Consider the following 14,466-nt stretch of genomic DNA (forward strand, 5'->3'; position numbering starts at 1 on the left):
TTATTATCCGCTTTGAAATAGACTCAACTTAACTCACTGACATATTTGACCGGCAATACAAGGTTGTCCAGTTTCAGAATAGGCAGCTTATTTCCTGAAGCGTCATACAGCTCTATAATCCATTTCAGGCAACCATTATTCCGCGAAGGGTGGTTGTCCGCAAACCAGGACAGCACTGTCGTGGTTATATTACAGGTAAAGCTATTTGTATCCTTACAGTACTCCCCTTCAGTTCCGATATTCCAGTCGGTTTCTAACGTGAATAAGGTAGGCGTGGCCAGTAATACCGGTATCGTGATCTGGTTAAAATCGTCAGTCCCTTTCAGGTTATATTGATACAGACATTCTACCTTGATCATCTGGTTGAGGTTATTGCTGTTACTCAGCAAAGTCTTAAACAGGTTTTGCAGATGCCTTGCAAGGTTGAGCTGCTGCGGTTTGCCGGGATTGGTAATTTCAGCAATATAAATACTTTCATTACATACGAGTAGAGGAACCAGTTCATTATAGAACCTCACCAGTGGCGTTTTGTAAATAAATGCGTCCATTGTCTTTTTATACGTACCATCTGTTTTCCTGACGAGATCTTCATTCCTGGTTAGGATAACACCAGACCAGGCATTCTGTACTTCCAGTATGCTCTGGTTGCAGAGGCTCAGGTCGCGATTGGCAACAGTCGTTTTATCTGCGTATTTAAGATAAACCTTTTTATTGTTGACCATTTTGTAGAATGTACCACTGCCGTCCGTTTCGGCTGTATATCCGGGCAAGTCCATTGTCAATGCCGGTGCGGTTCCGGATGGCAATACTTTGATCACCAGTTTGGCTTCAGGTGTGTTGTCTGAGGGAGATTCAATGATGTCGTAATCATAGGTAAGAATGGGTAGGGCATTTTGCTGCATTAGTCTGAAGCCATCCTTAACCTGTTTCCATTGTTTCCAGGCCGTACCAACATTATTGATCAGCTGAGCAAAGGCAGCTACCGCTTTGGCCGCTTTTGGATCGGTAGGTGATTGCAGCAATACCGAAACAAAATCTTTCTTAATCTCCGGATAAACGGAAATGAACTGTGCTAATGTTGCAGGGAGCAAAGTCGGGTCATAATTACCGTCTCCATCCTGGAAGTACTGATGCTTCAACTGGCCCTGCCCGCCGGTATTAAATTGCAACTGCGCATGTATCTGGTCCTGTCCGGCTTTTGGCGGAAGGTAACTGAATGAATAGTCCCATAATACTGCTTGTTCAAGAGTCGTTTGGGTATCGGGACCTCCCGATGCGGCATAGACGATCTGCTGGTCGGTAAGCGAAGGTGGAGTAGGATAACTTCTCAATGCAACCGGTATCTGTACAGGCCCTACAGCGGCCATAGAGGACTCCAGCGGAATAATCATCGTGAGCCAGGATGAGGCATGGTAATCACCCATATTGTCCACCTTGTCTATCTGGTGCTCAATATAAGCAACCTTATAGGTCATATCGCTGAAGTTAAAGCTGCTGTGCTTGTCCGCTTCTTTGGCATCGAACAGATAGGTGAGGTATGACTTGCCATTACCTAAAGGTATTTTTGCAGTTGACAGTGTATACTCTTCAGAGGGTACTTCTGCCGCACCCAGAAGAGCATGTTTGGCCATAAGGGTATCGCTCAGGGTACCGGACATTGAGCCATATAGCTGAGGTACAAACGGTCCCTGGGCTACCGGTTCATTGCTGCCCTCGAATCCATGCTTCACCGTCACTACATTTTGTACAATCGTATTGATCCTGTAAGCATTGGATAACTGTATCAGCACCTGTTGTTTCAGTTTTTCGCTGGCTTGCTTTCTGCTGCTTTCATCCGGGTTTTCCGGTTGGATGATGATGTCAACATTTCCGGCAATGCCTTCTGCGATCAGTTCTTTCGCATCCAGTACTTTTTGCAGGCTGATGCCATTATCAATCAGGAAAGCCGGCGTCGCGTATTCAGCAGTGAGGAAGCTGTCAATGGCTTCCAGGCAAGTTCTGCCCCAGTTGTCCAGGTCAATGTCAGAGAATGTCTTTAATTGTGGTGTGCCGTAAGGGTAATTTTCGCCGGATTTGTACTCATTGATACTTACTTTGTCATAGGTTTCCAGGTTATTGGCCAAGGGCACCGGAGCATAGAAATATTGCTGTGTATTGTCGATGGTGTAATAGATACCATCCTGCCCGTTCGTATCAAAATGCACTACCCATACTTTATTATCCGTTTCCTCGCTGTCCAGCCTGTCCAGTCCTGTGGCTATTTTAAGGAAATTGCCTGCAGCCGGAAGGTCTTTGAATGTACCTTCAAATTCTGTTGCAAATGCCGTAAGTGACGTGACTTTATTCTTGTCGGATGTATCGGAACCACTTGCACGGGTAACCGGTTTTAAGGCAATAGCAGCCATACTTACCGGCAATACTGCGGCAAACAACGGATCTACATGAGCAGTTCGCTTAATCGTGAGATTCACAGTCAGTTCAAATATCCGTGCGCTATTTTGTAGTGCTATTGGATTTTTAAAAGAGATGCATGATGGAGCCACAGCTGTTTCCGGGTTCAATACTACAGCATTCAGGTACGCCCATATATCTCCGGCATAGCCAGACAAGATACTGGCCTGCACCGCGAATGCAGGCTGCACCGCCTCACTGTTGATGCTGCTTTCGAGTGTTATACTTATGTCTTTCTGAATAAGCTGGAAGTATATTTTCTGATAAGTAACCAGGTCAATCTGCGCATTACTGATGGCATCCGCCTTAGTTACTTTATCCGAAATCGTGTATCGGTACGGGTCCAGGATGATGTCGACCAATAACTGCGGTACATTGTTCGTAGCAGGGAAAGAATAGTAAGCTGTGACACTTGGCCATTGGGACAGGGTATACAGGTTATCGGTATATAAATTGTTTAAAGTGATATCATGCGTACCGTCGGACAATGGTGTATTGATGGTATTACCGAACATGTCCTGCCAGTTTAAACGTACCTGTACACTACTGCCGATACCGGCATATGGATCGTCTGTAGCAGCAGGATAAGTACTCTTTGCCGGTTGTATGCGTTTGGCGTCTTTTACATTTTTAGCCAATGGAATAATACTGTTATATTTCCAGTTTTCCTCGGCGAGTGCCTTATCTGGTAAGGCTTTTAATTTGTTGAGTTGCTTGTCTCCGGGTTCATGGGTTGGCCCAGCAGGCAGTAAAGAAGACACTCCTTTAAACGTGTCATTCTCTATCAAACGATACCCAACCAGGTTGAACTGGGAATTGAGGTAGTTGGTATCCTGTGTCTTTGCATCCGGAGTTGCGGGTACCGGGTATGGGTTGATCGGTACATAATCGTCCGGTTTAGTGCGCTCCAGAATAAAGCCTGCATTGCCCGGTGTCGTGAGGGCCGTCAGTGTACTTAATTTATCTGCTTTCACATAAACAGTAGTATTGGAGGTATCGATAGGGGTAGCAATAACTACACTATTGACAAAGTTTACAGACAGGCTGTCCTTATATGTAATCAGCACACTGATCTTGGCCGTGCGGCCTTTGCTGAAAATAGTTGTGGGCAAGCCATCTCCGGAACCTGTCTTGTAATACAGATAGTAGCCACCCGTACGTACAATGCTGCATTGCCACAGATAGCTGATAAATTGTTTAAAGCTATTGAGCGTATTTTTAGATTCCTCCTGCATCATCAGTGGTACCCCGAATACAGCCGGGTTGGTTTCCGTAGACAGGTTGGCCTGCACCAGTGCAAGGGTGATGTCACCATTGGCCGCAGATTGCATGCCTGTCGGGGTATTTCCAGTATTGTCCGGCGGATATAATACCTGTATCTGTTGAATGAAATTGTCATTACCCGTAACATTCATGTATTGTATCAGTCGCTCCAGCAATACAATACTGGTATCGTTGGCACCAATCACTTCATAAGTATTGCCCGTTTGTGTGCCGTCAGAAGCGGTGATTTGCTGTATCGATACTTCCAGTACGGTTGAGAATGCATAATTCACCGGCTCCTGTTTGAAACCACCTTCTGCGCTTTCTCTTACCAGTCTGATCACTTCAAGACCAAGATTGTTTTTATCTGCAGGGGCAAGCATCCTGCTCATCAGCGCATCGGAGCAGCCCCAGATAGAAGGCTGACCTGCCAGTTGTACCGGAGCGGTGCCGATCGGTAAAGTCAACTTACCGGGATATTGCCAGCCGAAACCCGGTTTCAGTGTAAAGGTCTCTTCTGTTTGTTTACCCAATGGCATAGCCTGTGGCGGTTTAGGCGTAGTATCAGGGTTTAGTGAAATGGTGGCCAGATCCTGTATACGGCTGATGGTATCTTCTTTGATCGGAATAGTAAGGCTGCTTACCGCGCAGGAATTATTCAGCTGCAGCCAGCAAGGATCAGATGTATCGCTGGTCTTGGTTAGCTTAATGCTTAATTTGTCTCCGATCAGCAGTGCAGGCAGGCTGAACTGCTGTCCGGTCAGCGCATAGAGTGCCGAAACAGTATTCATATCACCAGGCACAGGCAGGCGCATACCATGCAGGAAATAGCGTGCTGCCATACCGGAAATGCGGGCGATATTATCTGTGGTGTCAAAAGTATCTGCCACATTTTCTACATTCAGTACTTCCAGTCCTGGAATCGAAAGGCTTGCTGTGGTAAACAGGTTTTCGATCTGCGCATTTGCGGTATCATTTGCCAGGTCCTCAATAGAGATGCCGTATAGCGTAGCCAGTTGCTCAAACGAGTCATCCCCTTTGGTGGTATAACTCAGGTCCGGCAATTGCAGCATGGCCAGGCTTAGTAATACCGCTTGCGTGGCAATAGCATTCCATACCTGCTCTGTTGAAGGATTAGCGGAGCCAGAAGTGGCAGTCATGCTCTGGGCAATTTGTACAATCGTTTGTCCTGCCGCAACAGGGTAGTCTGCAAAACCGGTTATGTGTATTTTAGTATTTTCTGCAATCAGCCCTTGTATATTGTTGTTCTGTTCATTGTTTAATTGCGCTACAGAAATCTGATACAGATCGGCAATGATTTTAGCCGTATCGCCATGCTTAACCTGGTACTTGATTCCGGCAATATTTATAACACGGTCTTTGTTGAATAATACTGCACTATTAGCCACAGCAATGCTACCCGGAGTCAGTTCATTTTTAACCGGATCGGCTGGTGAAGGTGGGGTATAGCTGAGACTGTTAAAGTAAGTAACTATATCTTTCAGGCTTTTGGTTGTCGCGTAGGTATATTTATCAAATTCGTCTATCGCATCTTGCAATGCAGCTTTAGCTACCAGCAGAATATAGTCCTGGAATACAAGTGTGGGCATGGATTGTGTTCCTGCAGTCAGCAAGTCTTCCTGAGTGGCACCATGAGCCTGTTGTGCTGCGCTGTCGGTATCCTTTTCCAGTTTGTTCCGGTAATTTACCTGCAGTTTTGCGATCTCATCTGCCACAGCTTTCATGTACGTATCATCTACCGTATAGCCAGAGAGCTTAGTATCCTTTCCATTCAGCTGCCAGGATAATTCCAGCAGCGGGAACATAGGGAAGATACTGGCATTAACGGTAAGCAGCGTTCCGGAGGCGTTTCTGGCTACTGCAGCATCCGGATCCATAAGGTTGATCGTAAAGTATGCTTTCAGGAATGCTTCAATATCAGTATAGGTAACAGGACTTGGATTGGTTGCTGTATCGGAAAGATAAGCGTGTAATTGCTTTAAGATGTCTTTGGTAACCGTTGCCTTTTTCAGGTCATCCAGCGTTGTATTGCTCTTGCTGCTGTTGATTGCAGCATTGATACACCAGTACAATACGCCTTTGACCAGTTTGTTTAAAGAAGCATCCTGCGTACTGCCATCTTCCGGTGCATCGATGTACAGCATATTGGCAAATTGTACCGCCTGAGTGCTGTTATCGGTGGCAACAGTAAGTTGCGGGAAGAAGTATAAAGATATCTGCTCATCCTGCTTTTCTGCGGCGGTTAGTATCAGCGGTTGCCATTTCAGATTGACTGGTGTATACAGCTGCTCCAATAGCATACCGTTGCGATGTTGCAGCAGCTTTTTTTCTTTAGGTGCAGTTACATCCCATGGCGCCTGGCTATCCGATCCTATCGTGAAGGAAGCACTTACAGTAGTAGAGAAGTGCAGGTTGATGTGTATTTTAAACAGGCCGAGGTTAATCGATACCCGCAGCGATACTGATACACCGGCTTCCAGGTAGATCGGGATCTTACGGTAGGCTTCTACAATCATCTGCACATAAGCATAGACTGTAATGTCCAGTGAGGCAGAGATAATGGCAAAATTAATCTCGCCATACAACCTGCCTACAATACCTACTGTAGCGGACACTTTATAATAGGTTTCGTCTTTGCCCAGTGTACCGGTATTAGGACTGTAAAATGCGATGACTCCTTCGAAAATACCAACTACCGTAATACTGAAACCGGCTTTAAGGATGCCCTTATTAATAGACTTGCCTATACCCAATTGCAGGCCCAGACCGAATTCTATAACAGGGTTAAACTTGCCCAGCGTGGTTTTGGGCACATTGTCTGAGGGTACATTATTAAGGTAGGCAATGTAGAATCCGCCCGAACCGGTAAAGGGGAATGCCTGCACCGTAAGAGATCTGGAGAAGTCCATGTTATATGGGAATCCGAAATCAAGCTTGAAGCTGCCGTTGGTGTATATATCAATACCAATGATCGGCAGGGTGATAGAGATGGCACCAAACTGCAATTCCCGTACAGCATCCGGTAGTTTTAATTCTACCTGATAGACACCTACGGAATCGGTGACTTTTTTGTACAGGATCTGGAATTTGAGGCCGTTAAGGGCTTTCATTTTATCACCGTCCAATTGTACCAGCAATCCGTATAAGTTAGGGTCATTAAAAATGATGCCCAGTTTTATCGCCTGGATAATGGTAAACCTGGACGCGATAAGCCAGTTACTCTGTTCACTGAAGATCAGCGAGGGTTGCGGGTTAGGATCCTTTGGTTTCGCTTTGATAGGCAGTATCGGAGGCTGACCAGGTGCAGGTTTCACTGGTGCTTTGAAGACGTTTTTTAAAGCATCTGTAGCCTGTTCAACGGTCTTCAGGTCCTTATATGGATATAAGGCTACGCGCTGACCAAGACCGAGATATTCAAGATCGAAGTACTGTGCTCCCATACCCGGTACCGGTATGCTGCCCATATCCCGCACATCTGTTCCCTTACCGGCAAGTTTTTGCACTTCAGGGTCTGTGGACTCAGAAGTGATCTTCATGCCCAGGAAGGTGCCGTCAAAGCCCAGGAATACACCGGTATTATCTTTGGTGATGGTTACTGTGTTGATCTGGATAAAAGTAAGGTCTATCTTTTTGGTATAGGCAATAACGATTTTATTCTTGGTCGCATCTGTTTTGTTCTGAGTATAGATGAGCGAGAGGCCACTCAGGTTGATAGAGTTTAAGGCATTCCACGGAGCGGGCAATGTAAAGCCCGGCTCGAATGAGGCGATCAGGTGTGTGATGATTTCTCCCACCGACATGTTGGCGAAGGTGATACTGATGGTATCGGTCTGGGTAGTGCTGTCGTGTTTGTAATCGGCCTGTATGCCCAGCCACTCCAGGTATACGGCTGTATCCGGGGTGCCGAATTTGTACCCCACTTTAAATGGTAATCCCAGCAGAATAGCATCTACGGCTATAGTGCCTGTGGCTTTACCGTTGGTATAATCCATGGCTACGGTCGCCGTCAGCGAGGGCAGCACAAAGCTATTTACATTAATAGCCCACTTTACAGAACCTTCTACATGGTACTTTTTATTCTGATCCTTAGCATCAGCCGTAGGCATATATACAGAAAGCTTTACTCCTGAAATATCCAGTGAAGCCTTATTGACCCAGTCGGGAAGCGAAGTGATGTTTAAGGTCTGCAGAAATTTTTTAGCCAGGTCGAGGAGGGGAATGGAAGTCCCGGCCGGCATAGCCGCAGAGAAGGTCCATCCGGTATTGGCAGCCGGTTTGTTGGCCAATACATCGAAAGGGATACCAGCAACTTCCAGTCTGCCGCCTACCTTACCCGTTATGCTGCGTTGTGTACTCAGACTGGGATTGGTAATGTCCAGTGCTGCATAGGGGTTCTGTACTTTCAGCAGGTCAAATATATTCAGCTCCAGTATACTGGTTACGCTAAACCTTACAGCCGTCAGTGTTTTGGAGGATGGGTTAAAAGCAATGGTCAGGTAGTCGAGGGTGATCTGCTCCAGCGAAAGACCTACCGGGAATGCAGGCATAGGCTGTCCGCTGTTTGTGGGCAGAGAGGAAAAAACCGTATCAAAACCATTGTTATTGATCGATCCGCTGATGGTGGCAACCCAGTCGTTACTGCCACCGGGTATAGACATCTCTACGTTCAGGTATACCTTAGTAGCAGACTCTGGTTTTCCGATCAGGAATTTGCCGAAGATGTAGGTAGACAGGGCAAAACCTTTATCCTGTTTTTTATTCAGGCTGAAAGTAGCCCCGGCACTTAAGATGGTAAATCCATCCACTACCAGCCAGGGTTTGTCCTCCGGTCTGTTGATGCTGACTTTTATGTATTTAACCTCTTTGGTGTTTAAAGAGAAAACGATCATCAGTTCTGAAATGCTGAACTGCAGAGCATCCTGGAAGCCCGGGGGTAGAGAAGCGAACAGGTTATTGCCAAAGGCAATCTGTGTAAGGTCTGCAATGCCATCGGCTAGTGTAGACGTCGATTGGAGGCCGATCAGCCATTGCCCTCTTGGAGTACTTATACTGACCGGAACCTGTACCGTAATGCTCAGGTTTGATTTACCCAAAAGGAATGTTCCTTTGAGTGAAAATGATGTATCATATCCACCTTCCAGCGGGTTGGGCGATCTTAAGATCGAAAACCCGATGCCATTTAATTTAAGACCTATAGATCCGATCAGATCCATCGTGTTTTTGGAATTGGCAGCCATCCAGGTTTGTACGCCCTGTTCCGAACTGATGCTCATCCCTACCGTATCGAAAGGCAGCACGGGCAGCACAGAAGGATCGAATACCGTAGTAGGAATAATACCCCAGCTGCTCAGTCCGCTGAATGTAATATTGGTAAAGTTGGTATTGTAGTCGCTCCGGATGCTGTCATCATCCTTTTGCGTAAGGGTAATGGTTACATTGGTGCTCAGCTTGTACTGAGATTGACTGGCCGTAATGGTCAGTATACTATCCTTTACCGCAATCTGTTTATCAGGATCGCTGATACCTGTAAGGTTAATGATATTATTTGTGAAATAGGAAAGCAAAAAAGCGAAACTGTCTTGCTTGATAATGCTGTTATCCAGCGCGAGTTGCTGGTTGCTGACCTTTTTTTTAAGATCGGTAGCGATTTGTTGCAGGCTCATAATACGATTGTATTCGTGGGTTTGAAATATGGTTTTGCGGCGGCTACTATCGCTGATGACAACCAATTACGGTAAGGAATGGACTTACTTTAAAAGCACTGTCTACAGAGACGACTCCATAGGTACTTTGTTTACTAAAATTGATCACGCTGTTATTTAAAGCAACGATTACCTGATAGCTTCTCTTGAACTGCCCCGGGGCATTACCATACTGATAGCCCGTTTTATTGCGTGCTGCAAAAAGGCCATTAGCGACTGTAAGGGAGTTGCCCGCAGTAAAATTGAATAGGTTAGTGAAAAAGAAGCCTTGAGCTTTGGTAAAAGGTGGAGCAAAGGTGGGTATATCCGAAGCCGGTGTTAGGGGAATTGTTGCTGCCAGTCTTTTCAAAAAGTCAATAGATGGTAGATGCCACGCTTCATTGCTGCCTGCAGAAGTTACACAAACACCTGGTCGCATACCGTTTAAGAATGTACTGTTATTACTATGGGCACTGCCATGATGGTTGGCTTTAAAGCCACAGACGTGACCATCATAAGAGGCTCCCGGATTGTAATAAGATTTTGCACCTTTATACAGGTATTGAAATCCTCCGGCCAGTGTTGTTTCCTGGTCTATATAACTTCCTGTCGGATCACCTCCCATATCACCTCCAAAGAAATAGCGAAATTCTCCGCATTCCAGTACGAATGCAATACAGGGATCATTTTTGCTGGCACCATTCTTCCAGTTGTCTACAGCAGTACCGGTGCTGCTCATAGTGAACCCCCATAGCGCCACGCAACGCATATTTATGGGATAGGTCTTCGTTCCGATCATAAAAGTATCGATGGGTACAACCACACCAATAAGGTCACTGATCTTGTCAGATGTTGTCGTCATTGGGGTATAGCGTTTTAATCCGAAGTTATCTGCAGCTTTACCAATCGCTGTAATATAGTCATCCATGGTGCCGCCGAATATTCCGGTTGTATCTGTCCAGGGACAGGTATTGTCGGCAGGCTGGATCTTGGATAAATTACCGCTTGAGACAAATCCATCCATGTTATATCCACCCAGGTCTATGTAATATTCGCCTCTGATAGTGCCATCTCCCAGTGCCAATAATCCATTGTAGTGATCGTTGTGATAATGTGTAAGAATGACGTATTTGAAGCTGGCATCCTTGAACATGGCATTGCAATATGGGAGCAGTCTTTGATCTGCAGACATCTGTCCACCGTCAATCAGCACCTTTGTTTCAGAACCATCTGCATGAACGATCCTGATTACCGAGGCATCGCCATTGTTGATATTGATATGATGAATTTCCAGTTTAACTGCAGGGCTACCCACCATCAGTTTGCCGGAAGAGGTACTAGCCGATGCTGATTGTGGTGGTTTGGATAGCTTTGGACTACAGGCTGTTAAAGAGTAGAGTAGCGCGGCTGCAATGTATAAAAGCCACATACTGCTTTTATACTCACTGGCTCTTGATGTAAATGCGGTATTGTTCATAATAGGGAGGTGTTTTATTGCATTGATATTTATTTCGTTTAGCTTTTCTTCTGGTAAGCCCCGTACCAGCCCAGGCTGGAGGGCTGGGTAGTAGTATCCGGATCGCCGAAGAGATAGAAATCTATATTGCCCCCGGAAGGGAATGTTTTGCTTAAGAACTTCAGGGTGATATTGTTCATCATCAGCAGGAATGCCGTAGCGGCATTGGCACTGTTATCGGTTTTGGCCATGAGCAGTTTTATGGTGCCGATGTCGAGTTTTAAAACACCCTGCAGGCTCAGTAACTTGCTCTGGGAGCTGAGTCCGGGCAGTTTGATTCCGGTAAATATTGTGCCGTCACTTACAGACCAGGCAATCATCATACTAGACTTGAAACCCGCACTGCCGGCCAGCGCGCCGGGTGTACCAAGATTTAAGTCATAGATGAGTCCGTACCATTTACCGGAGGGTACACCCGATGAGCTTACATCTGGTGTAGCGATCGGAATAAAGTCCAGCTTGGCCGGAAGGTTTCCAGCATCGCCGCTCACCATACCGGTCAGCTTGATCGGAAAGTGATTGTACAGGCTGGCTTTGCGCGGCAGGCTGGAAGGAATATCGAACGTGATCTGGCTTATGTTGAACTCGAATTTTTTTATAGCAGGGGTATCCAGGCTGAAGTTCATATTGACCAGCAGTTGTGAGTAGGCCAGCCCTTCCTTAGCCCTGGAGGTGTCTGCCGAACCAAAGGACAATACATCCATACCCTTAGGATTACTGAAGTTTAGATAACCCCATAAAGAGAATTGTGCATGTACCAGCTTCTCCTGCTGGCTGATCAATGTTGGTGTCAGCGTACTGAAGTTGGAGCGTGATACTTCCACCGCGCCGAATACCGGGTTGTCTACTGGTATCAAATCATCGTCAAAACCATTGAAGGTATAGGACGGCGCACCATTATGGTCTTCATAACTACCAGACAGGATCAGGATATTATCCCTGCCTGGTGTTTGTTTCGTTGGGCTGCCAAAGAGCTCATAGATGCTGAGCTGGATATAACTTTTAAAACTTTTTATTTTCGAATTTTCGAAAAGCACTTTCAGCATCAGTGTCTTAAAATCGAAGTTGCTGACGGGGTTGAAATCGAGCGTTTGCTTATAAGCATTGATATCATTGGTATAAGGCGCAAATGCCGGATCTACGTAATAGATAAGACAGAACATAGAGCTTCGGTTATCCATCGTAATGTCTACCAGCTTTGTGGTATCATTAATCGTCGCAGATACATGGTTGGCATTAATGCCAAAATGATGTGCATTAAATTTGGACAGGTCTATGCCCGCAAGCAGCCCCTGTAGCGCTTCCGGAAAGTTAGAGAGGCTGATGTCTGTCTTCAGCGCCAGGATACCATTCCAGTCCGGATCAGTGGCGATTTTAGCAAAATTGACAAAGTCAGGATCAGGATTAACCTTATCCTTACCACGATTCACACCATCCTGTACATAAGCGGTAAGCCAGTCTGATAGCGTGCTCAGACCATTCTGTCCGGTCTCGTTGAAATCGTTGCTATTGGTCCATAAGGCCGGATTTTGTACACGATCCATTACCGTTCCGCTACAGAATTTAAAGATCAGTACATTGTTGTATTGACCATAAGTATTGGCTTCCGGCACATTCAGCATAAAGGGCCAGCCCTCCAGTTGAATGGTGTTGTTGAAGTTGCCCAGTATCCCTTCTGCAGAAGATTCCGGCAATGGTTTATTAAAGCTGATCACCAAGAATTGCTGATTGGTCTGGAAGGCACTCTGCAATCGTGGATTCAGGTCTGTGAAATCCATAGTGAGTACATCTTCCGGCTTTGGATTAGGGTCAGTGCCCTTATAATTTTTTGCCAGGATAAGGTCTGTCCATTTCTGGCTTCCCTCATCAACATATACCATTAATCCCTGCGGTGTGGTGGATGGCTTTCCGGCAACGGTTTTGAGTTGTTTGCGCTTTTGGTGATGCGCAATAAGCTGCGGCAATGCAGCTGTTTCAATTGTTTTTTTACGCCAGGGATTGATGATTTTATTTTCGAATTCAGCAATGTCTGCACCATTGATAAGGCCTTTATCAAAAGAGCCGTAAAAGGCCATAGGAAAGCTGGTGTACTTATTGGCCTGCTGCAGGTAGGCGGTGACGGGAGCATAGAAGCCCAGTAATGGTGTACTGGTTTTTGTGCTGATGGTCCCTGCTCCATACAGTGAAGAGCCCTCCGGCTGCGATTGATAGCTGATCGCAACATTATTACTGTCGACTGCATTGCCGGTGGTAAATGGTACTATCGATGCCCATGCCGTTACATAATCATTGGTCAGTAAGGGTTGGCCTGCTGTATCCTGACCATCCTGGATAGGGAACAGCGGCGCATAGGCCGGTTGATTAACCGTAAAAAACAGCAGATCGCCAGCATAGGTGGCCGTTTGCGGATTACACAGAATCGTTTCTATACCGGATAAGCCGCAGAGCAGATTTACCGGCGGATTGGTGGCAGGAGGTTTAGCATCAGTAGTACAGATATGAAAGCCACCCTGCATCAGCAAATAATTGCTGTTGACATTGGCCTTATCGCTTTTACTGAATACTAATAGTGCCATATCCGGTAGGGGAATGTCAAATGGTAGTTTGTCCGTATTGGGTATAAAGCCGATACGGGGTTGTATATATAGTGCATTCCCGAGGCTGGTATTAAGTCCTGTGGGGAATATAGTATTGCCGGAATTGAAGGCCAGGAAGGTTCTCTGGCGGTTATCTGTATTCAACTGGTTGACCGGGTCCAGGCTGGCCTGGAAGGGTATCTGCGGCAGATATGTTTTACTCAGCAGAGGGTATGCAATGCTTTTGATACCACCGGATTGATAAAAATATTGCAGGCCTGTGTTATAGGCTTGCCAGTCTGTAGCACCGTTGAAATTAAGTCCGAACCGGATACAGCCTAGGCTGGCGCCGGTCATGGAAAGGTAAATCTGTTTATTGAGAATCTGCGAACTGGATGTCGCTACTTTGTTGGAAAAGGTTATCGTTCCCTGGCTGATCGTAAAAAACTGGCCGCTGCTGTCCAGCCGCACCAGGCAATTGACACTGATAGATAAGTTGATGTACTTGCCGAACAGGATATTGGCGGTCTGCGTGAACACCTGACCGGTAAGCGTAATGGTAGCCAGTATAGCATTGACCGTCTGTGCAGTTATATTTCCGGTATCATTAATCCAGAGAAATGCATTATTGTAATTAAAGGCTTTTAGGTAAGCCGTAAGCTGTTTGATAAAATCGGGTTCACTGGCCGGGGCATTGGCCGCGTACAGGTATACCGCGTTATTATTGCTTTTCCAGGTCTCTGTAATGGTCAGCGTTTCTTTGGCCGGAGCAATAAGGAAGCAGGCGCACCAGCCGCTGTTTGCCGGTGTATCGTCAGCAGTATACAGTCTCTTGTCTGCTGATCTGGTGTTGGAGAATGATATGCTGGACACTGGCTTTGGTTTTAATAAATTAAAGAACAAAAAAAGCGCTGCAAACGGGGTTGATATCTGCAGCGCTTCATTAAGGATTGCGCTA

The 14,466-nt window shown here is 46.1% G+C and carries 3 protein-coding genes; all 3 read right to left on the bottom strand.

Features of this window, described 5'->3' with window-relative positions; translation table 11 throughout:
- Positions 1-23: 23 nt before the first annotated feature.
- Genes EMP01_RS14770 through EMP01_RS14780 form a run of 3 tightly spaced genes read right to left on the bottom strand, consistent with a single transcriptional unit; the run spans position 24 to position 14,381 of the window.
- Positions 24-9,398 (bottom strand): hypothetical protein, encoded by a 9,375-nt coding sequence (locus EMP01_RS14770; RefSeq protein WP_129022330.1) that lies wholly within the window; start codon positions 9,396-9,398, stop codon positions 24-26.
- 46 nt (positions 9,399-9,444) lie between these two features.
- A complete protein-coding gene (locus EMP01_RS14775; protein WP_129022331.1) occupies positions 9,445-10,893 on the bottom strand; it encodes an MBL fold metallo-hydrolase in 1,449 nt (482 codons plus the stop codon).
- 38 nt (positions 10,894-10,931) lie between these two features.
- Positions 10,932-14,381 (bottom strand): hypothetical protein, encoded by a 3,450-nt coding sequence (locus EMP01_RS14780; RefSeq protein ID WP_129022332.1) that lies wholly within the window; start codon positions 14,379-14,381, stop codon positions 10,932-10,934.
- Positions 14,382-14,466: the final 85 nt, after the last annotated feature.

The sequence above is a fragment of the Edaphocola flava genome, assembly GCF_004118155.1.
GTDB lineage: Bacteria > Bacteroidota > Bacteroidia > Chitinophagales > Chitinophagaceae > Edaphocola > Edaphocola flava.